The organism is Mesorhizobium sp. WSM4829 (genome assembly GCF_055811475.1).
The window spans coordinates 90,698-110,774 of the sequence record NZ_JBVVQJ010000018.1; the positions used below are offsets into that span (position 1 = coordinate 90,698).

The 20,077-nt window shown below is 62.9% G+C and carries 17 protein-coding genes; 13 read left to right on the forward strand and 4 right to left on the reverse strand.

The features are described from left to right. Positions 1-152 precede the first annotated feature (152 nt). The gene (locus AC0L17_RS18600; protein ID WP_473516901.1) at positions 153-1,955 is read right to left on the reverse strand and encodes an NAD(P)-binding domain-containing protein; all 1,803 of its coding nucleotides are present in this window, start codon (positions 1,953-1,955) and stop codon (positions 153-155) included. 490 nt (positions 1,956-2,445) lie between these two features. Here AC0L17_RS18600 and AC0L17_RS18605 point away from each other — a divergent pair, with 490 nt between their 5' ends. From AC0L17_RS18605 to AC0L17_RS18645, 9 genes are all read left to right on the forward strand, one after another. After that, positions 2,446-4,227, forward strand: a complete 1,782-nt coding sequence (locus AC0L17_RS18605) for an acetolactate synthase 3 large subunit (RefSeq protein ID WP_473516902.1) — start codon at positions 2,446-2,448, stop codon at positions 4,225-4,227. 89 nt (positions 4,228-4,316) lie between these two features. Continuing rightward, positions 4,317-4,892, forward strand: coding sequence for an acetolactate synthase small subunit (gene ilvN / locus AC0L17_RS18610; RefSeq protein ID WP_091594244.1), 576 nt, complete (start codon positions 4,317-4,319; stop codon positions 4,890-4,892). Positions 4,893-5,042: 150 nt separating this feature from the next. Continuing rightward, positions 5,043-5,639: a LysE family translocator gene (locus AC0L17_RS18615; RefSeq protein WP_473516903.1), complete on the forward strand. Its 597-nt coding sequence runs from the start codon at positions 5,043-5,045 to the stop codon at positions 5,637-5,639. Positions 5,640-5,805: 166 nt separating this feature from the next. Further along, the gene (locus tag AC0L17_RS18620; RefSeq protein ID WP_473516904.1) at positions 5,806-7,038 is read left to right on the forward strand and encodes an efflux RND transporter periplasmic adaptor subunit; all 1,233 of its coding nucleotides are present in this window, start codon (positions 5,806-5,808) and stop codon (positions 7,036-7,038) included. Next, positions 7,035-10,199, forward strand: a complete 3,165-nt coding sequence (locus tag AC0L17_RS18625) for an efflux RND transporter permease subunit (protein WP_473516905.1) — start codon at positions 7,035-7,037, stop codon at positions 10,197-10,199. The genes AC0L17_RS18620 and AC0L17_RS18625 overlap by 4 nt, the downstream gene beginning before the upstream one ends. A gap of 64 nt (positions 10,200-10,263) precedes the next feature. Further along, positions 10,264-10,869 (forward strand): nitrile hydratase subunit alpha, encoded by a 606-nt coding sequence (nthA, locus tag AC0L17_RS18630; RefSeq protein ID WP_473516906.1) that lies wholly within the window; start codon positions 10,264-10,266, stop codon positions 10,867-10,869. Continuing rightward, the gene (gene nthB / locus AC0L17_RS18635) at positions 10,866-11,525 is read left to right on the forward strand and encodes a nitrile hydratase subunit beta (protein ID WP_473516907.1); all 660 of its coding nucleotides are present in this window, start codon (positions 10,866-10,868) and stop codon (positions 11,523-11,525) included. Before nthA ends, nthB begins: the two co-directional genes overlap by 4 nt. Next, a complete protein-coding gene (locus AC0L17_RS18640) occupies positions 11,512-11,898 on the forward strand; it encodes a nitrile hydratase accessory protein (RefSeq protein WP_473516908.1) in 387 nt (128 codons plus the stop codon). The genes nthB and AC0L17_RS18640 overlap by 14 nt, the downstream gene beginning before the upstream one ends. A 126-nt stretch (positions 11,899-12,024) precedes the next feature. Next, positions 12,025-13,152 (forward strand): ATP-dependent DNA helicase, encoded by a 1,128-nt coding sequence (locus tag AC0L17_RS18645; protein WP_473516929.1) that lies wholly within the window; start codon positions 12,025-12,027, stop codon positions 13,150-13,152. 43 nt (positions 13,153-13,195) lie between these two features. Here the strand turns inward: AC0L17_RS18645 and AC0L17_RS18650 are convergent, their stop codons facing one another. After that, complete coding sequence (locus tag AC0L17_RS18650) at positions 13,196-13,600, reverse strand: SpoIIAA family protein (protein ID WP_473516909.1); 405 nt, start codon at positions 13,598-13,600, stop codon at positions 13,196-13,198. A 112-nt stretch (positions 13,601-13,712) separates the two neighbouring features. Between AC0L17_RS18650 and AC0L17_RS18655 the strand changes: the two genes are divergently transcribed. Then, positions 13,713-14,453 carry a pyridoxine 5'-phosphate synthase gene (locus tag AC0L17_RS18655; RefSeq protein WP_473516910.1) on the forward strand — a complete coding sequence of 247 codons (741 nt, stop codon included), beginning with the start codon at positions 13,713-13,715 and terminating at the stop codon, positions 14,451-14,453. A 103-nt stretch (positions 14,454-14,556) separates the two neighbouring features. Beyond that, positions 14,557-16,470, forward strand: coding sequence for a potassium transporter Kup (locus AC0L17_RS18660; protein ID WP_027154982.1), 1,914 nt, complete (start codon positions 14,557-14,559; stop codon positions 16,468-16,470). Between the two features lie 108 nt (positions 16,471-16,578). On the opposite strand, the gene AC0L17_RS18665 is transcribed toward AC0L17_RS18660, so the two are convergent. Continuing rightward, positions 16,579-17,469, reverse strand: a complete 891-nt coding sequence (locus tag AC0L17_RS18665) for an SDR family oxidoreductase (RefSeq protein ID WP_473516911.1) — start codon at positions 17,467-17,469, stop codon at positions 16,579-16,581. 136 nt (positions 17,470-17,605) lie between these two features. Between AC0L17_RS18665 and AC0L17_RS18670 the strand changes: the two genes are divergently transcribed. Both AC0L17_RS18670 and AC0L17_RS18675 read left to right on the forward strand, forming a co-directional pair. Further along, entirely contained in the window at positions 17,606-18,016 is a 411-nt protein-coding gene (locus AC0L17_RS18670) for a winged helix-turn-helix transcriptional regulator (RefSeq protein WP_287071492.1), read from the forward strand. 81 nt (positions 18,017-18,097) lie between these two features. After that, entirely contained in the window at positions 18,098-19,336 is a 1,239-nt protein-coding gene (locus AC0L17_RS18675; protein WP_473516912.1) for an FAD-dependent oxidoreductase, read from the forward strand. On the opposite strand, the gene AC0L17_RS18680 is transcribed toward AC0L17_RS18675, so the two are convergent. Beyond that, a complete protein-coding gene (locus AC0L17_RS18680; RefSeq protein WP_473516913.1) occupies positions 19,299-20,060 on the reverse strand; it encodes a glutathione S-transferase family protein in 762 nt (253 codons plus the stop codon). The genes AC0L17_RS18675 and AC0L17_RS18680 overlap by 38 nt on opposite strands. Positions 20,061-20,077 lie beyond the last annotated feature (17 nt).

Genomic DNA, 20,077 nt, shown 5'->3' on the forward strand with positions numbered 1-20,077 from the left:
TGTTCCCCATTTCCCTTTTCCATCTTCCCCAAGGCGATCGACCTTACGCCGACGCGGTTAAGGGGCGGTGAGGTCGGATGGTGTAGGGACGATTAAGCCGGTCGCGAAAATTGAACCGACCGGCGGCGAGTCCCGGCGACAGCCTCGATCGTCTATCCTGTGTGATGGACCTGCTGCAGCCCGTAGACCGGCGTCGCGATGCCCTCGTGCCGCGCTTTCAACTGCAGCGACAGGAACTGCGAATAGTGGCGTGACTGGTGCAGATTGCCGCCGTGGAACCAGAGCGCTTCCTGTTGCGTCGGCTTCCACATGTTGCGCTGCTCGCCCTCCCAGGGACCGGGATCCTTGGTGGTGTTCGAGCCGAGCCCCCAGCATTTCCCGACTTTGTCGGCGACCTCTTTCGAGATCAGCTCCGCCGCCCAGCCGTTCATCGAACCGTAGCCGGTGGCATAGACGACGACATCGGCCGGCAGCTCGGTGCCGTCGCTGAGCAGGACCGAATGTTGCTTGATCTCGGTCACGTCGACGCCGCTCTTCAGCTTGATGGCGCCGTCGATGATCAGCTGGGAGGCGCCGATATCGATATAGTAGCCGGAACCGCGCCTGAGATATTTCATGAACAGGCCCGAACCGTCGTCGCCCCAGTCGAGCATGAAGCCAGCTCTTTCCAGGCCCTCGTAGAAGGCGGCATCACGCTCCTTCATCTTCTCGTAGAGCGGGATCTGGAATTCGTGCAGGATCTTGTAGGGCAGCGAGGCAAAGATGAGATCGGCCTTGGCCGTGGTCATGCCGTTTTGCACGGCCTGCTCCGAATAGAGGGCTCCGAGCCCGATATCCATCAGCGTGTCGGATCTGACGATGTGCGTGGTCGATCGCTGCACCATGGTGACGTCGACGCCGGCTTCCCAAAGTGCGGCGCAGATATCATGCGCGGAATTGTTCGACCCGATGACGACGACTTTCTTGCCAGCGTAGCTGTCTGGACCGGGATGTTTCGAGGAATGGTGCTGATCGCCCTTGAATTTCTCCATGCCTTTGAACTGCGGGATGTTGGGTCGGCCCGACATGCCGGTGGCCAGCACCAACTGCTTCGGCTTCAGCGTGATGTCCTTGCCGTCGCGATGGACGACGACCGTCCATTCCTTCTTCTGATCGTCATAGGTGGCGCTCTTGGCCGGCGTGGAGGACCAATAGTTCAGCTCCATGACGTTGGTGTACATTTCCAGCCAGTCGCCGATCTTGTCCTTGGGCGAGAAGACCGGCCAGTTCCGAGGAAAGTCGATATAGGGCAGATGGTCGTACCAGACCGGATCGTGCAGGCAGAGCGACTTGTAACGCTTGCGCCATGAATCGCCGGCACGCTCGTTCTTCTCGACGATGATGGTCGGTACGCCGAGCTGCCTCAACCGGGCACCGAGCGCGATGCCGCCCTGGCCGCCGCCGATGATCAGCGTGTTGGGCTGATTGACAAAGCCGAGTTCGGCGGCTTCCTTCTCGCGCTCCTCCTTCCAGGTTGGCCGGTTTTTGCCGTGACCGTGCTTGGCACCCATCGGCCGGGCGAAGCCGGCGGGTTCCTCATGGTCCTTCAGCTCGACCATGGTGGTGAGCAGCGTCCAGATCTTGCCGTTCCTCAGCCTGATATGGCCGAAGCCGCGCGCAACCTCCGTTTCGAAACTGATCCAGCCTTCGAGCAGCCCATCGCTCTCCGTGGCGTCTTCGCCTTTCGCAAGCGCCCAGTTCGATGGCTTTATCGTCGCCAACTGGCTCATCAGCATATCGCGGACCTGGTCGCGACCTTCCATGGTCTTGATGTTCCAGGTGAAGGTCACCAGGTCGCGCCAGTAGCAGTCTTCCTGAAAGCACCCGACCGCTCCGTCGATGTCGCCGGCGGCGAGCGCTGCGCTGAATTGGTCGAGCACGTCGGATAGTTTCTTGGCTGGGGCCTTGTCGAGCATCAAATTCCTCCCGTGAAGTGCTGGTCGTCATCGCGGCGTGCCGGACCCTCCCAGGCCGGTCGACCGGAGTATCGCGGCAAACTGTGCGCCGCGTCACGTCATCAAATAGTTTGGCGTGGTTTCAATGACTTATCGGGATGATCGCGGACCTTTCTACTGCCGGCGAACTTACCGGAGCAGGTGTCCAGTGCGAACATAGCTGGCTCGATGCGATGATGGACAACCGGCGCGTCTGATATGGCCGGGTTCGAAGCCGTCCGGCGTCTTTCATATTCGCCGTTGACAGCGGCGCAAAACCAATTCTATTGTCCGCCACCATGAAAACGGCACTCATTCTCGTAGTAGGAAAGCGCGTGGGCAAGGCGGTGTAACCGCCGGGCGAAAACCTCCCATGCGCAGACACAGGCTCCCTCGGGGGCCTTTTTTATTGCCCGAAAGACGACTAAACGACCAGCAATCGCCCGATGGCGGACAATACGGGACCAGACCGATGAGCAGTGGACAGAACGAGCGGCGCGAAATGACCGGCGCCGAAATGGTGGTGCAGGCGCTGAAGGACAATGGCGTCAAGCATGTTTTCGGCTATCCGGGCGGCGCGGTTCTCCCGATCTATGACGAAATCTTTCAACAAGACGATGTTGAGCACATCCTCGTCCGTCACGAGCAGGGAGCGGGTCATGCGGCGGAGGGCTATGCGCGCTCGACCGGCAAGGCCGGCGTCATGCTGGTGACCTCCGGCCCGGGCGCCACCAACGCCGTGACGCCGCTGCAGGATGCGCTGATGGATTCGATCCCGGTGGTCTGCCTGACCGGCCAAGTGCCGACCTCGCTGATTGGCTCGGATGCCTTCCAGGAGTGCGACACGATCGGCATCACGCGACCTTGCACCAAGCACAATTGGCTGGTGAAGGACGTCAACGAGCTCGCGGCAATCATCCACGAGGCCTTCCATGTCGCAACGACAGGACGTCCCGGTCCCGTCGTCGTCGACATCCCGAAGGACGTGCAGTTCGCCAAGGGCATCTATGTGCCGCCGCAGACGGCGCCGCGCACCAGCTATCAGCCCAAGGTCCAGGGCGACCTGGACAAGATCAAGGCGGCGGTCGAGCTGATGGCCAACGCGAAAAGGCCGATCCTCTATACCGGCGGCGGTGTCATCAATTCCGGCCCGGAAGCCAGCCATTTGCTGCGCGAACTGGTCGACCTGACCGGGTTCCCGATCACCTCGACGCTGATGGGGCTTGGCGCCTATCCGGCATCGGGCAAGAACTGGATGGGCATGCTCGGCATGCACGGCACTTACGAAGCCAACATGGCGATGCATGATTGCGACGTCATGGTCTGCATCGGCGCGCGCTTCGACGACCGTATCACCGGCCGGCTCAACGCGTTCTCGCCGAACTCGAAGAAGATCCACATCGACATCGATCCGTCGTCGATCAACAAGAACGTCCACACCGATGTGCCCATCATCGGCGATGTCGGCCGGGTGCTGGAGGATCTGGTGCGGCTGTGGCGGGCGACCGCCAAAGCCGACAAGAAGGCGCTCCACCCGTGGTGGGAGCAGATCGCGAAATGGCGCGCGCGGGATTCTCTCGCCTACAAGATGAACCACGACGTGATCATGCCGCAATACGCCGTCCAGCGGCTCTACGCGCTGACCAAGGACATGGACACCTACATCACCACCGAGGTCGGCCAGCACCAGATGTGGGCGGCGCAGCACTATCATTTCGAGAAGCCGAACCGTTGGATGACGTCCGGCGGGCTCGGCACGATGGGCTACGGCCTGCCGGCGGCGCTCGGCGTGCAGATTGCGCACCCGGATGCGCTGGTCGTCGACATTGCCGGCGACGCCTCGGTGCAGATGACGATGCAGGAGATGAGTGCCGCGGTGCAGCACGAGGCGCCGATCAAGATCTTCATCCTCAACAATCAGTATATGGGCATGGTGCGGCAGTGGCAGCAGCTTCTGCACGGCAACCGGCTGTCGCATTCCTACACCGAAGCGATGCCGGATTTCGTCAAGCTCGCCGAAGCCTATGGCGGCCATGGCATCCGCTGCGAGAAGCCGGACGAACTGGACGACGCCATCAAGGAGATGATCTCGGTAAAGAAGCCGGTGATCTTCGACTGCCGGGTCGCCACGCTTGCCAACTGCTTCCCGATGATCCCGTCGGGCAAGGCGCATAACGAGATGCTGCTGCCGGACGATGCAACCGACGAGGCGGTGGCCAACGCCATCGACGCCAAGGGCAGGGAACTGGTGTAACCCCTAACGCCCGAGCCGAGGCAGGGCTGTCGGAAGAAGCCGTGCGGAAACAGAAAAACAGCTCAAAGTTTGAAAACGAGATTCATGTCATGAACGCACAGCACCTTCAACCCACCGGTTCCGCCTACTTCATCGCCAAGGAGACGGAAAGACCGGAAATCCACACGCTTTCCGTGCTGGTCGACAATGAGCCGGGCGTGCTTGCCCGGGTCATCGGCCTGTTTTCCGGACGCGGCTACAATATCGAGAGCCTGACCGTTTCCGAAACCGAGCACGAGAAGCATCTGTCACGCATCACCATCGTGACGCGCGGCACGCCGCATGTGCTGGAGCAGATCAAGCACCAACTCGAGCGCATCGTGCCGGTGCACCGTGTCGTCGACCTCACCGTGCGCTCGCACGAGCTCGGCCAGGAACGGCCGCTGGAGCGGGAACTCGCGCTGGTGAAAGTGGCCGGCACCGGCGAGGGCCGCGTCGAGGCGCTGAGGCTGGCCGATGCCTTCCGCGCCAGCGTCATCGACGCCAACACCGAGCATTTCATTTTCGAGATCACCGGCAAGGGCTCCAAGATCGACCAGTTCATCGCCATCATGAAGCCGCTCGGCCTGGTCGAGATCTGCCGCACCGGCGTGGCGGCGATGAATCGCGGCCCGCAAGGGATGTGATCATCCGGCGCTTTGGGTCCAGTGCTCTGGCACCGCCTGTATTTATTCTGTCGGCTTGATCCTGACCTTCTGGCCCGGCTGCCGCCGTGAACTGGCCTTTGTGCGTCTGAGGTAAAAGGACAATATTGCTGACCTGCTTGGGAGAAGCCAATGACCCTCGATGCGTTCCTTGCCCTGCTGGTCTATGCCTTCGTGACTTCGATCACACCAGGTCCGAACAACTTCATGCTTCTGGCTTCCGGCGTGAATTTCGGTTTTGCCAAAACCATTCCGCACATGCTGGGCATCAGCATCGGCTTCCTCGTGCTGTTGCTTGCCGTCGGCTTCGGTCTTGGCGCGGTGCTGATTGCGTTTCCGGTTCTCGACACTGCATTGAAGATCGCTGGCGGCGTCTATCTGCTCTATCTCGCCTGGAAGATCGCCGTGTCGCGTTCGCTCAGCAGCAAGGGCGAGGCCAAGGCGCGACCGATGCGCTTCATCGATGCGGCAGCGTTCCAGTGGGTCAATCCCAAGGCGTGGGTGATGGCGATCACCGCCATGGCCGTCTATGCCGTTCCGGAGCATCCGTTTCTGTCGGTGGCGCTGGTTTCGATAGCCTTCACCGTCGTCAACCTGCCGAGCGTTTCGGTGTGGGCAGGTTTCGGCACGGCGCTGCGCGGTTTTCTGTCGGACCCGGTGCGGCTGAAATGGTTCAACATCGCCATGGGCGTGCTGCTGGCAGCGACACTGTGGCCGATGCTGCGGTAGCTGCCGTTTTATTGTGCACTGCACATTAAATCTTCGTAATCCCGGGTTTTGGCCCTTTTTTGCCCTCGGCGCCCTCTATCTATTGGTGAAACCGCGGCACGAGGCTGCGAGTTATACCCAGACATGACCACCGAACCACGGCGTGTCGGATGGAAGGTCTTTGACGATGCGTGGAAAGATCGTGCTGGCGATGCTGGCGGTCGCCTGCCTTGTCGCGGCCGGACTCTATCTTTCGCCCGCGGCAACGGACAAGGTCCGGCAGATGCTGTCAGCGGGTCAGGCGGCGCCTGACAAACCGGCGGCCGCCGCAAATGCCGCACGTGCTACCGCCGTTGTTGCCGCCACCGCTTCGACGGCCGACTTCCCGATCCGGCGCTACGCCATCGGCTTTGTATCCTCCCCTGCCGTGGTCAGCGTGAATGCACGGATCTCGAGCCAGATCACATCGATCGCCGTCAAGGACGGGCAGATGGTGAAGGCCGGCGACCTTCTGTTCTCGCTGGACGACCGCGCGCTGAAGGCGCAACTGGCCCGTGACCAGGCGACGCTCGCCAAGGACCAGGCGCTGCTTGCCAGTACGACGGCCGATCTTGAGCGGGCCAAGGCTCTTGTCGCCAGGCAGGCCGGCACGCAGCAGACCTATGACCAGGCGATCGCCGCGCAGAAGTCCGCCGCGGCCACGGTCGATGCCGACAGAGCAACGATCGATGCGGACGAGGTCCAACTCAGCTTTGCCACGATCACGGCGCCGATTTCCGGCAGGCTGGGTGCGATCAGCGTCGCGATCGGCGATCTCGTCACCACCAACAGCGGCAGCAGCACGTCGGCCCCGCTGGTGACCATCACCCAGATGGACCCGTTGCGGGTGGACTTCAATCTTCCGGAAAGCGATCTTGCCCTTTTGCACAAAGCGCTGGCGGCGCCAAGGCAAGCCGCAGTCACGCTGACCAGGGACGGTGACCCGACCCCGATCGGCAAGGGGACCCTCGATTTCGTCGATTCCAGCGTCGACACCGCCTCCGGCACGATCGCAACGCGGGCCAGCGTGCCCAACCCCGATCTTTCGCTGTGGCCGGGCCAATATGTCAATGTCGTGCTCGATGCCGGCATCATGCCGCAAATGACCTCGGTTCCCACAGTTGCGGTCCAGCCAAGCCAGAAGGGGCCGTTCGTCTATGTGATCAAGCCCGACAACACGGTGGAGGTGCGGCCCGTGCAGGTCGCACTGACCGAAGGCGACAACAGCGCTATCGGTGAGGGGCTGAAAAGCGGCGAAAATGTCGTCGTCGAGGGCCAGGCAAAGCTGAAGGACGGCGCGCCGGTCCGCGAAGGCGATGCCGTTGATCGGGCGCCTCCCAGGGTTGCCGAGGCTGGCAGGGCGGGCGGGACGCGGCCATGATCTCCGAATTCTGCATCCGCAGGCCTGTCGCCACCCTGCTCATGTCTTTTGCGCTCGTGCTGGGCGGGCTGTTCGCTTACAGGTTCCTGCCGGTGGCCGCTCTGCCGAGCGCCGAGTTTCCGGTGGTCAATGTCTCGGCCTCGCTGCCCGGCGCCTCGCCGGAAACCATGGCGACCTCGGTGGCAACGCCGCTGATCAAGCAGTTCACCACCATCGCCGGCATCGATTCGATCTCGACCACCAACGCGCTCGGCTCGACCTCGATTGCCATCCAGTTCGTGCTTAACCGCGATATCGATGCGGCCGCCGCCGACGTGCAGGCGGCGATCGCGCGAACGCAGCGGCAATTGCCGCCCGAGATGACCAGCCCGCCGAGCTACCGCAAGGTCAATCCGGCCGATGCGCCGATCCTGCTGATGTCGCTGGTCAGCGACACGGTTCCGCTGACCGATCTCGATGCATTTGCCGAGAATGTGATCTCGCCGTCGCTGTCGACGATCGAAGGCGTGGCGCAGGTCTCGATCTTCGGCCAGCAGAAATACGCGGTGCGCGTCCAGATCGATCCGACGGCGCTCGCTGCACGCGGTATCTCGATCGACCAGTTGCAGACGGCGATCGCCTCGGCCAACAGCAACACGCCGCTCGGCGTGCTGCAGAACGACAAGCAGCAGCTGACGATCACCGCCAATACCCAACTGAACAACGCGGCGGGATTTTCCAACATCATCATAGCCACCAGGAACGGCCGTCCGGTGCGGCTCGGCGAGGTCACCCGCGTCATCGATTCGGTCGAGACCACGACGACGGCAAGCTGGTACGACGGTACCCGCGCGATCATCATGGCGGTGCAGCGTCAGCCCGATGCCAACACCGTCGACGTTGTCGACCGGGTCAAGGCGATGCTGCCGTCCTTCCAGGATCAGATGCCGGCGGCGGCCAGCATCCGGTTGCTCAACGACCGCTCGACGTCGATCCGCGAGGCGGTCGACGACGTGCAGTTCACGCTGCTGCTCACCATCGCGCTGGTGGTGATGGTGATCTTCCTGTTCCTGCGCCGGGTAACGGCGACGATCATCCCGGCGGTGGCGGTGCCGATCTCGCTGATCGCCACGCTCGGCGCCATGTTCCTGTTCGGCTTTTCCATCGACAACATCTCGCTGATGGGGCTGACGCTGGCGGTCGGCCTTGTCGTCGACGACGCGATCGTCATGCTGGAGAACATTTTTCGCCACATGGAGGAGGAGGGGCTCTCGGCCTTCGACGCTGCCCTCAAGGGCGCACGTGAAATCGGCTTCACCATCATCTCGATCTCGATCTCGCTGGTCGCTGTGTTCATCCCCGTGCTTTTGATGGGCGGCGTGATCGGCCGCATCTTCAACGAATTCGCGGTGGTGGTGACGGTCGCCATCCTGGCCTCAATGTTCGTGTCGCTGACGCTGACGCCGATGCTGTGCTCGCGGCTTCTGTCGGTGTCGAAGGCTGAGCGCGAAGCAGCGCAGGGCGAAGGTCACAGGCACAATTTCTTCATGCGGGGTTATGACTGGCTGCTGACAGTTTGCCTGCGGCACAGGTTCCTGGTTCTTCTCGTTTTCATTGGCACGGCCGCACTGTCGGCCTGGCTGATCCAGACCTCGCCGAAGGGCTTCTTTCCGCAGGAGGATATCGGCCAGATTTCGGTGACGACCACCGCGCGCCAGGACATCTCGTTCGACGCCATGGTGAAGCTGCAGGGGCAAGTGGCTGATGTCTTTACCCATTCACCCTATGTCTCGCATGTCGGGTGGTCGGTGGGCAGCGGCGACAACGCACTCAACCAGGGCCGGCTCTATGTGCAGTTGAAGGACAAGGACCAGCGCCCCGATATCGACAAGGTGCTCTCGGATCTGCGGCGGCAGCTGGCCAATGTCCCCGGCATCGAGACCTTCATGCAGCCGGTGCAGAACCTGCGGCTCGGCGCGCGCGCTTCGGCCAGCGCCTATCAACTCGTCGTGCAGGGCCTCGACATCGGTGCGGCGGACAACTGGGCGCAGAAGCTCACCGACGCGATGGCCGCCGACCGTAGCGCCTTCACCGACGTCACCAATGACTTGCAGAACAACGCCCTGCAGGCGTCGCTGGTGGTCGACCGCGACAAGGCGGCGACGCTCGGCGTCGACACCGATACGTTGCGCTCCAGCCTCTATGGCGGTTTCGGCACCGAGCAGGTCTCGACCATCTTCGGTTCGGCCGACAGCTACGAGGTGATCATGGAGCTCGACCCGAGGATCGAGTGGTCGCCAGAAAGGATGCTGGCGATCAAGGTAAGGACGGCCAGCGGCAGCCTTGTGCCGCTCGGCGCCTTTGCCCGCGTCGATCGGACCGCCGGCGCCTTGACCGTCAATCAGCTCGGCCAGCTTCCGGCGGTGACCATTTCCTACAACCTGCCGCAGGGCGTCGCGCTCGGCGACAGCGTGAGCCGCATCGATGCGCTGAAGGAGAAGATCGGCATGCCGGCGACGATCTCGACCACCTTTTCGGGCACGGCGAAAACTTTTCAGGATTCGCTTGCCAACCAGGGCCTGCTGATCGCCGGCGCGATCCTGACCATCTATATCGTCCTCGGCATCCTCTACGAGAGTTTTATCCATCCGCTCACCATCCTGACCGGACTGCCGTCGGCGGTGCTCGGCGCGCTTGTTGCACTGCGGCTTGCGGGGATGGATCTGTCGGTGATCGCGGTCATCGGTATCCTGATGCTGATCGGCATCGTCAAGAAGAACGGCATCATGATGATCGACGTCGCGCTCGAACTCAGGCGCGAGGGGATGTCGCCGCTCGAGTCCATTCACAAGGCCTGCCTGATGCGCTTTCGGCCGATCATGATGACGACGCTGGCGGCACTGATGGGCACGATCCCGATCGCGCTCGGCACCGGCGCCAGCGCCGAACTGCGCCAGCCGCTCGGCGTGGCGGTGGTCGGCGGCCTCGTCGCTTCGCAAGCGCTGACGCTGTTCGTCACGCCGGTCATCTATGTCTACATGGAGCATTTTTCGGGCTGGCTTGTCGGGCTGTGGCCGAAGCGCCGGCACGAGCAGCCACCTGTCGAGGCCGTCGACCAGCCGTCGCTGTTCGAGAACGGAGAAGCGTTGCAGGGCGAGCCGCACAAGGCGGCAGCCGAATAGAGCCGACGGGCTGGCCCAAGCCGTGGCGCTTGCGGTGGAACGCTTGCAGCCGTAATTTACGGCCATGTCCCACGATCATAATCACGACAACGAGCTTGATCCTTTTGCCGCCCGGGTGCGCGCACTGGAGACGATCCTCACCCAGAAGGGGCTGATCGATCCGGCCGCGATCGACGTGATCGTCGACACCTATGAGACAAAGATCGGTCCGCGCAACGGCGCCAAGGTGGTGGCGAAGGCGTGGGTCGAGCCGGACTTCGCTGTCTGGCTGAAACGCGACGCGACGGCGGCGATCGGCTCGCTCGGCTATACCGGCCGGCAGGGCGAGCATATGCAGGCCGTGTTCAACACGCCGGACACGCACAACCTCGTCGTCTGCACGCTGTGCTCCTGCTACCCATGGTCGGTGCTCGGCCTGCCGCCGGTCTGGTACAAGGCGCCGCCCTATCGTTCGCGCGCGGTCATCGATCCGCGCGGCGTGCTCGAGGAATTCGGGCTGACCTTGCCGGCAACGACAAAGATCCGGGTGTGGGATTCTACCGCCGAGCTGCGTTATCTGGTCGTGCCGATGCGGCCGAAGAGCACCGACGGCTGGAGCGAGGAGCGGCTGGCGGATTTGGTGACGCGCGACGCGATGATCGGCACCGGACTGGCGCGGGAGCCGGCATGAACGGGCCGCAGGATCTCGGCGGGCAGATGGGGTTCGGGCCGGTCGCACCCGAAAAGGACGAGCCCTGTTTCCATGCCGCCTGGGAAAGGCGGGCGCTTGGGGTGACCTTGTGCGCGGGCGCCATGGGCGCCTGGACCATCGACGAGAGCCGGCATGCGCGGGAATTGCTGCATCCCGCCGACTATTATGGCTCCAGCTACTACGAGATCTGGATCAAGGCGCTCGAAACCTTGCTGAAGCGACATGGTTTTGTCAGCGACCGCGATCTGGCCGCGGGCAAGGCGGTCGACCCTGCCGCGACGCCAAAGCGGGTGCTGAAGGCCGAAAACGTGCCTGATGTGTTGGCCAAGGGCGGCCCGTGCGACCGGCCGATCGCCGCGCCGGCCCGGTTCAAGGCAGGCGATATGGTGCGCACGAAGAATTTCCATCCGACCGGCCACACAAGGTTGCCACGCTACGCACGCGGCAAGCAAGGCGCCGTCGAGGCGGTGCGCGCTGGTTTTGTCTTCCCTGACACCAATGCACATGGCCAAGGCGAAAACCCGCAATGGGTCTATACGGTGGTTTTTGACGGCGCCGAGATCTGGGGCGAGGGCGCCGACCCGACGCTGACCGTGTCGATCGATGCCTGGGAGAGCTATCTTGAGCCGGCGTGAGGCGAAGTCAGCCCCCGCCACGCTGCCTGCCGGAGTTGAGGCGCCGGTATTCGCCGAACCGTGGCAGGCGGAAGCCTTCGCCATGACAGTTGCGCTGCACGACAAGGGCCTGTTTTCCTGGAGCGAATGGGCGGACGCCCTGTCCGCCGAGGTCAAGCAGCCTGGTGCCGCCAGCGATGGCCACGATTATTACGAGCACTGGCTGGCGGCGCTGGAAAATTTGCTGTCCGCCAAAGGAGTTGCCGGCAAGCGCGACATCGATGCGCTCGCTGCCGCCTGGGAACGCGCCGCGCATGCAACGCCGCACGGCAAGCCGATCCTGCTCGAGAACGATCCCGGACCGGCCGAAGGTCGTGGCGGAACGGCCGGCTAGACCGTCTCGAATCATGCTTGTTCTCTTTACGTTCTGATCCTTGCCTGTTAAATTGCGCGGTGCGGCCGGCCGCCGATGATCGTTGGCGGCCTTGTCTTTCCCTCGCGAATCCGGTCTCTCGCGCTGATGGAATTCTCTCCTCAACAGGACGATGCGCTAAAAGCGGTCGCCACCTGGCTCAAGACCGGAAAGCCGCAGCTGTTCCGGCTGTTCGGCTATGCCGGCACCGGCAAGACGACGCTGGCGCGCTATTTCGCCGAGCATGTCGACGGCCAGGTGCAGTTCGCTGCCTTCACCGGCAAGGCGGCGCAGGTGCTGCGTTCCAAGGGCGCGGTCAATGCCCGCACCATCCATTCGCTGATCTACCGGCCGAAGGGCGAGGAGACGGTTTCGGACGAGGTGACCGGCAAGACGTCGATGTCGCCGACCTTTTCGCTCAACCGGCAAAGCCCGATCTCGCGGGCCAAGCTCGTTGTCATCGACGAATGCTCGATGGTCGACGAGCAGCTTGGCCGCGACCTGTTGAGTTTCGGCACGCCAATCCTGGTTCTTGGCGATCCCGGCCAGTTGCCGCCGATCTCGGGCGGCGGCTTCTTCACCGAGCATGAACCGGATATTCTGCTCACCGAGATCCACCGGCAGGCGCGCGACAACCCGATCATCCGGCTGGCGCTCGACGTGCGCGAGGGTCGCGAATTCATGCGCGGCGACTATGGCGCGGCGCAGGTGATCGGCAAGGAAGACGTCACCCAGGAGCTGGTGCTGAAGGCGGACCAGGTGCTGGTCGGCACCAACAGGACGCGGCGCCGCTACAATCAGCGGTTGCGCGAGCTGAAGGGGTTCAATGCCGACTATCCACAGGCCGGCGACAAGCTCGTCTGCCTGCGCAACGACCCGGCCAAGGGACTGCTCAACGGCTCGCTGTGGAAGGTGATGACCTCGTCGCGCGAGACGGTGAAACCCGGCATCAATCTGCTGGTCTCCCCGGAGGAGGACGATCCGGACCGCGGCGTCGCCAAGATCAAGCTGCTCAAGGCGGCATTCGAGGACCCGGACGCCGACATTCCCTGGCAGCAGAAAAAACGCTTCGACGATTTCGACTATGGCTACGCGCTGACCGTGCACAAGGCGCAAGGCTCGCAGTGGAACGAGATCGTGCTGTTCGACGAAAGCTGGGCGTTTAAGGAAACCCGCCAGCGCTGGCTCTACACGGCAATCACGCGCGCGGCGCAACGGCTGACGATCGTCAGATAGGCCGGTCGAGCCAGCAGCCTTGGGACTCGGGACTTGTGCGGCGTCAGCGTGGGGCCAGCGGTGTGGCGCCGAGCCATTCCCAGGCGGATGCTTCGTCCTCTGCCTCGAAATGCCTGAGCTCGACGGATGAGGAAGCAGGCAGCAAGCTCTGCGCGCTGGGTACCCAGTTCGGCTCGCCGACCGCAGCGCAGCGGCCGACATGCTCCACGGCATGGGCCGTGCCCTGTTCAAGCGTTTCGTCCGACACATCGGCCCAATCGACGCCTTCGTGATCGATCAGGCGCACCAGCACATCGATTTTCGGGTGCAGCGCGTAGGCCGCCTCCAGCAATCCAAACAGGTTTTCGGCGTCGGCAGCCGTGACATGGCCGACGACGTCGATGGCGAACAGGTCGTCGCGGTCGGTGTCGATGCGGCGAACCGCCGGCACGTCTTCAAGATAATTCACGGGTCTTCCTCTTGCTGGATATTACACGTCCCTCTGGAACACCGAAAACCCCCTGTCTGTTCCCGCCAAAGGCGGTATAGATGGCCGCGATTATGTCCGGACCCGAGAAGCCATGCCTGCAAAACTCTCCGTCAATCTCAATGCCATCGCGATGCTGCGCAACCGGCGCGACCTGCCGTGGCCAAGCGTCATCGGGCTCGGGCGTCTGGCGCTGGCCGCGGGCGCGCATGGCCTGACCGTGCATCCGCGGCCCGACGAGCGGCACACCAGGCATTCCGACCTGCCGGAGATCAGGGCGCTGATCGACGACGAATTCCCCAAGGCGGAGTTCAACATCGAGGGCTATCCGAGCGAGGATTTCCTGGCGCTCGTGGAAAAGCACCAGCCGGAGCAGGTGACGCTGGTGCCCGACGACCCTGCCCAGGCCACCTCCGACCATGGCTGGAACTTTGCCGCCGAGGCGGCGTTCCTGACACCGATCGTCAAACGGCTGAAAAAGGGGGGCTTTCGCGTGTCGTTGTTTTCCGACCCGGATCCGTCGGGCATGAATGCCGCGCGCGACACCGGCGCCGACCGGATCGAGCTCTACACGGGGCCGTATGGCAGCTTTCATTCCGATTCGGCAAAAGCGGCGAATGAGCTGGAAAGATTGGGAAAAACCGCGGATGCCGCGCTTGCCGCCGGGCTTCAGGTCAATGCCGGCCACGATCTGGTGGTGAACAACCTGCCGGCATTGGCAAAGCGCATCCCGGCATTGGCTGAAGTGTCGATCGGACATGGGTTGACAGCCGATGCGTTGGAGTATGGCATGGCCAATACGGTCAAAAGATTTCTGAAGGCCTGTGGGTGGTAGAGATGGAAGCCTCGCTTTGCGGACATGGCAGCCATCACGTTGGGGCACTTGATATTGCATCGCAGCAAGCGTAGAGCACCGCGCGCTTATCGGAGTGTCGTCCATGGCCCTTACCAACAGTGGTAGTGAGGCAGAACCAGTCGAACAATCCAGCCATCCTGAGGTCGAAAAACACAGCACCAAGGTCTTGATGCTGGGCGCTCTCGGCGTGGTCTATGGCGATATCGGCACCAGCCCTATCTATGCGCTTCGCGAAGCACTGCATGCTTCGTCCGGCACCGATCCGCGCAGTGCCGTTCTGGGCATTCTGTCGCTGATCGTCTGGGCACTGACGATTATCGTGACCATAAAGTATGTCGCCTTCGTGCTTCGCGCGGACAACAAGGGTGAAGGCGGTACCCTGTCACTCATGGCGCTGGCCCGGAAAGCCTATCCGGCTGGTTCCGGCATCATTCTTGTCATCGGTCTGTGCGGAGCCGCACTGTTTTTCGGCGACGCGATCATAACGCCGGCCATTTCGGTGCTTTCAGCGGTGGAAGGGCTGAGCGTCGTGACCCCGGCGTTCGACCCATATGTGGTTCCCATTACATTGGTGATTCTTGCCGTCTTGTTCGCCGTGCAGCGCTTCGGGACCGGCAGAGTGGCCTCGGTTTTCGGGCCGGTGACGGCGCTTTGGTTCCTGGCGATCGGCATTGCCGGATTGGTGCACATTAGCGATGATCCATCGGTGCTTTTGGCAATCAACCCCTACTATGCAGTCGCCTACCTTGCCGAGGCCAAAGCGGGTGCGTTTCTCACCGTCGGTGCGGTTTTTCTGGCGGTTACCGGTGCCGAAGCGCTTTACGTCGATCTCGGCCACTTTGGTCGCCGCCCAATCGTGCTGGCCTGGTTCTGGATCGTCTTTCCCTGCCTGCTGCTCAGCTATTTTGGGCAAGGCGCATTCGTTCTTGCTCATGGGGGTGTGCCCGACAATCCGTTCTTCCAGATGCTGCCGGAGTGGGCACTGATACCGATGGTCGGGCTCGCAACAGCAGCGACTGTCATCGCCAGTCAAGCCGTTATCTCCGGGGCGTTTTCGCTGACCCGGCAAGCGGTGCAGCTCAATCTTCTGCCCAGAATCGAAGTTCAGCATACTTCCGAGATGCAGCTTGGCCAGATTTACATGCCACGCGTGAACCTCATTCTCGCGCTCGGCGTCATGCTGCTGGTCGTCGGCTTTGGCAGTTCGAGTTCGCTGGCTTCCGCCTATGGAATTTCGGTGACAGGCGAGATGCTGATGACCACGATCTTGCTGTTCGTGGTGATGCGGTGGCAATGGAAATGGCAGACCGCGCTGGCTGCGGCGCTGGCGCTGCTGTTTGGCACGATAGACACCGGCTTCTTCCTGGCGAACATCGTGAAATTCGTTGAAGGCGGATGGGTTTCAATCGCCGTGGCCTGCATCATGGGGCTGATCATGGGGACTTGGATACGCGGCAGCCGCTATCTGTTCGACAAGACGCGCAGGAACGAGATTCCGCTCGATTTCCTTGCCGCCAATTTGTTGAAGAAGAAACCGCAGCTGGTGTCCGGCACGGCGGTGTTCCTGACCAGCGATCCGGTCAGCGCGCCGACCGCGCTGATGCACAGCCTGAAGCACTACAAGGTGCTGCACGAACAGAACGTCATCCTCTCGGTGGTGACGGCGCAGCAGCCTGTCGTGCCCGACAGCGACCGGGTCAAGATGGAAACCATCAACGATCTGTTCATGCGGGTGACGCTGACCTTCGGCTACATGGAACAGCCCAACATTCCGCGTGCGCTGGCGATCTGCCGCAAGCAGGGCTGGAAGTTCGACATCATGACGACCTCCTTCTTCCTGTCGCGGCGCTCGCTCAAGGCGTCACCCAATTCCGGCATGCCGGTGTGGCAGGACAAGCTGTTCATCGGCTTGGCGCGCACGGCAGCCGATGCGACGGAATATTTCCAGATCCCGACCGGACGTGTGGTCGAGATCGGAACGCAGGTGGCGATTTAGGGGCGGCGCGAATACTGAGCCGTTGCGATCCTTCGCGCCCCCCTCTGTCCTGCCGGACAGAGGGGGTGCTGTCCCGCCGGCTTCGGAAGTCCGGCACTCTATTCTGGCTCAGCTGGCCAGCGCTGCCTTGTTCGCTTCAAGAAACTGCTTCAGCGATTGCGGCTTCCTGCCCGACAGTGTCTCGATCGCGTCGGTCACCATGCTGATGCGGCCGGAGCGCGTGTTGGTGTCGAAGGACGTGACGATTGGGGCAAAGCCCTCGGGAACGCCGGCAGCCTTCAGGCCCTCGGTCAACGCCTCGTCCGAAAGCTGGACGACCTCGATCGGCTTGCCGGTGACGTCGGTCACCAGGGCCGCGATCTCGGCGACGGTATGGGCCTGCGGACCGGTCAGCGTGTATGTCGTGCTTTCGCTGGCGCCCGAGGCAAGGCCGGCAGCGATCGCCGCGGCCATGTCGTCGCGGGCGCCATGGGCGATGCGGCCGTCGGCCGCGGATGTATACCAGTGTCCCGAGGCAATGGCGTGCGGCAGCGACATGAACAGGTTCTCCTGATACCAGCCGTTGCGGAAAATCGTGTAAGGGATGCCGCTCGCCTTGATCGCCTGCTCGGTCCCGTAATGATCGCCCGCAAACAGCACCGGCGATCCCGGCTCAGGATTGGGCATCGAGGTGTAGAGCAGATGCGAAACGCCGGCCTGCCGCGCGGCTGCGACGGCATTCTCATGCTGCTTGAGCCGCTTGCCCCGAAGATCGAGCTCGCCGGTCGAGATGATCAGGACCCGGCCGGCGTCCTTGAATGCTTCGACAAGCGACGCGGTGTCATCGAAATCGGCTTGCCTGATGATGACGCCGCGCGCTGCCAGCTCGGCGAGGTTTTCCGGATTGCGGGTGGCGGCGATGATGCGTGCGGGCGGAACCTTGAGTGTGTCCAGCAGATGATCGACGACGCCGCGGCCAAGCTGGCCGGAGGCGCCGGTGACGAGAAGGGTATCGGTCATGGGCAGTCCTGTCGTTGCGCCGGAGCGGCGGGTGCTTATATAAGTCTCAAAAAGAGACCAGCACTAAAATAGGAATTGACCGACCCTCGTAAAGAAGGCAGTTTTGCGGGAGGTAGGCAGGCGCAGGGAACCAGCGATGGACAGCAAGGTCGTCAGTCTGAAGTCGAAGCTCGAGATTTACAAAGCGTGCAGCGGCGGCGGCAACATTGCCGACTGTCCGGTGCGCGACGTGATCCAGGGCATCAGCAACAAATGGAGTTCGCTGCTGATGATGGCGCTGGCCGAAAAGCCGTACCGGTTCGGCGAATTGCGGCGGCTGGTGCCCGACATTTCACAGCGCATGCTCACCCAGACGCTGCACGATCTGCAGCGCGATGGTTATGTCCATCGCGAGGTCTTCCCGACCAAGCCGCCGAGCGTCGAATACAGTCTGACCGATCTCGGACGCTCGATGTTCGGGCCCCTGCATCAGCTGCTCCAATGGGCCGAGCTCAATCATGGCGCGGTGCGCGCTGCGCGGAACGCTTTCGACGCCGCCGAGACCTGACTCACCGATACCAGGAGCGATGGCTTGATTTGCCGATAGCGCTGAAGGATTGTCCGGCCTGGGCGAGACGATTCGGCGGCAATGGGCAATTCTCTGGACATCGCGATTGCCGGCGCCGGCCCGGCCGGGCTGGCCGCGGCGCTCTATCTGAAGCGTGCCGGGCATCGGGTCACCATCTTCGAGCGCTTCGACGAGCCAAAGCCGGTCGGGTCCGGGCTGATCCTGCAGCCGACCGGGCTGACGGTGCTTGCCGATCTCGGCTTGCTCGACGACATCCTGGCGCTGGGCAGCCGCATCGACCGCCTGCATGGCGCCGATGCGAAATCCGGCCGCACCGTGCTCGACGTCCGCTATGATGCGCAGCGCCGCAGTCGTTTCGGGCTGGCGGTGCACCGGGCGGCCGTGTTCGGCGTGCTTTTCCGCGCCGTCCGGCGCGAGGCGATCGCCATCGAAACCGGCGTCGAACTCGAGACGCTGGAAACCGGGGAACGGGCAACGCTGATCTGCGGCAACGGGCGAAGGATAGGGCCGTTCGATCTGGTCGTCGATGCCAGCGGTTCGCGCTCCAGATTGCGGCAGCGCGTAGGGAATTCGGGGGAGCCGCGGCCGCTCGCCTATGGCGCGTTCTGGGCGTCGCTCGGCTGGCGCAGCGACGGTTTCGACGAGCACGCGCTGCTGCAGCGCTACGACAGGGCGAGCGTGATGATCGGCGTGCTGCCGATCGGCAGGCCGGAACCGGATGCCGAGAAGATGGCGGCATTCTTCTGGAGCCTGAAGCCGGCGGACGCAGAGCAGGTCAGGGCGACAGGCCTCGACGCCTGGAAGGCGGGGCTGGTTCGGCTTTGGCCCGAATGCGAGGCGTTCACGCGCCAGATCGACAGTTTCGATCAGCTTTCGCTGGCGCGTTACGGCCATCACACGCTCAAGGTGCCGGCCGGACGGCGATGGGCGGTCATCGGCGACGCGGCGCATTCGACCAGCCCGCAGCTCGGGCAAGGGGCGAACATGGCGCTGCTCGACGCGGCGGCGCTCAACTATGCGCTCATAGGAACGGATCGTGTCGATACTGCGCTGGAGGTCTATGTCCGGGCGCGGCGATGGCATGTCCGGGTGTTTCAGGCGCTGTCGCTGATGCTGACGCCGTTCTACCAGTCGGATTCGACCGTGATGCCGTTCGTCCGCGACAGGCTGGTGGCGTCGGTGGCAAAAATCCCGCCGGCGCCAAACATCCTTGCCTCGATGGTGGCTGGAACCGTAGTCGATCCGTTCAGGCGGATCGGTATCAAGGAAGCGCAGTGGCCGCCTCGCTGCGGCGGATGAGTTTCGAAAGGTGCGAACCCTTCGCTTGCAGGAATGCATGAAGGCGCTGTGGATAATCCGGGGTGACGGCGTCCTTCACCGACTTGCGTTCGTTCAATCGCTTTCGCCAGGCCTCGACACGCGGCTTTCCGCTCAGGATGCCGAACGCGCCGATCCGATCGAAGGCGTCGAAATAGCGGAAGACTGGCCCATAGACTGCATCGACCAGTGAAAAGCGCTCGCCGGCAAACCATGGCCCAGTCCGGCCAGCCGCCAGTTCCGCTTCGAGACGATCGAACATTGCCGACAGAGTTTCGCTTTCGGCAAGGAAGGCGGCCTCGGTCGGAGCGGAATAGAACCGACCAATGGCGTTGAGGATGGCCGAGCCGAACTCGATCCAGGCGCGATGCCGGGCGCGGGCCAGCGGGTCGGCAGGGTGGAGTGGGTTGGCCAGCGTTTCCTCGAGAAATTCGAGGATGACCGCCGATTCGAAGATCACGGTTTCCTCGCCGTCCTGCTGCACGCGCAGCAGCGGTACCTTGCCGAGCGGCGATATCGCCTTGAACCAGGCCGGTTTTTTGGCGAGATCGATGGTGAGGCGTTCGAACGGCACGTCCTTTTCGCAGAGCGAGATCGCCGCGCGCTGCACATAGGGGCAAAGGTGGTGGCTGACGAGAACGAGCTTGTCGGTCACCAGGCCGCCCGTCTCCAGGATGTCGGCGATCTCGCAGGTTTCATGTTTCATGGCAGTGCCTTCCGATA

Bases quoted from the DNA above. Each gene is read 5' to 3' on its own strand.
- AC0L17_RS18660 (WP_027154982.1), top strand. From the start codon at position 14,557: ATGGCCCTTACCAACAGTGGTAGTGAGGCAGAACCAGTCGAACAATCC.
- AC0L17_RS18600 (WP_473516901.1), bottom strand. From the start codon at position 1,955: ATGCTCGACAAGGCCCCAGCCAAGAAACTATCCGACGTGCTCGACCAA.
- AC0L17_RS18670 (WP_287071492.1), top strand. From the start codon at position 17,606: ATGGACAGCAAGGTCGTCAGTCTGAAGTCGAAGCTCGAGATTTACAAA.
- AC0L17_RS18615 (WP_473516903.1), top strand. From the start codon at position 5,043: ATGACCCTCGATGCGTTCCTTGCCCTGCTGGTCTATGCCTTCGTGACT.
- AC0L17_RS18620 (WP_473516904.1), top strand. From the start codon at position 5,806: ATGCGTGGAAAGATCGTGCTGGCGATGCTGGCGGTCGCCTGCCTTGTC.
- nthB (WP_473516907.1), top strand. From the start codon at position 10,866: ATGAACGGGCCGCAGGATCTCGGCGGGCAGATGGGGTTCGGGCCGGTC.
- AC0L17_RS18675 (WP_473516912.1), top strand. From the start codon at position 18,098: ATGGGCAATTCTCTGGACATCGCGATTGCCGGCGCCGGCCCGGCCGGG.
- AC0L17_RS18605 (WP_473516902.1), top strand. From the start codon at position 2,446: ATGAGCAGTGGACAGAACGAGCGGCGCGAAATGACCGGCGCCGAAATG.
- AC0L17_RS18625 (WP_473516905.1), top strand. From the start codon at position 7,035: ATGATCTCCGAATTCTGCATCCGCAGGCCTGTCGCCACCCTGCTCATG.
- AC0L17_RS18680 (WP_473516913.1), bottom strand. From the start codon at position 20,060: ATGAAACATGAAACCTGCGAGATCGCCGACATCCTGGAGACGGGCGGC.
- ilvN (WP_091594244.1), top strand. From the start codon at position 4,317: ATGAACGCACAGCACCTTCAACCCACCGGTTCCGCCTACTTCATCGCC.
- AC0L17_RS18655 (WP_473516910.1), top strand. From the start codon at position 13,713: ATGCCTGCAAAACTCTCCGTCAATCTCAATGCCATCGCGATGCTGCGC.
- AC0L17_RS18665 (WP_473516911.1), bottom strand. From the start codon at position 17,469: ATGACCGATACCCTTCTCGTCACCGGCGCCTCCGGCCAGCTTGGCCGC.
- AC0L17_RS18645 (WP_473516929.1), top strand. From the start codon at position 12,025: ATGGAATTCTCTCCTCAACAGGACGATGCGCTAAAAGCGGTCGCCACC.
- nthA (WP_473516906.1), top strand. From the start codon at position 10,264: ATGTCCCACGATCATAATCACGACAACGAGCTTGATCCTTTTGCCGCC.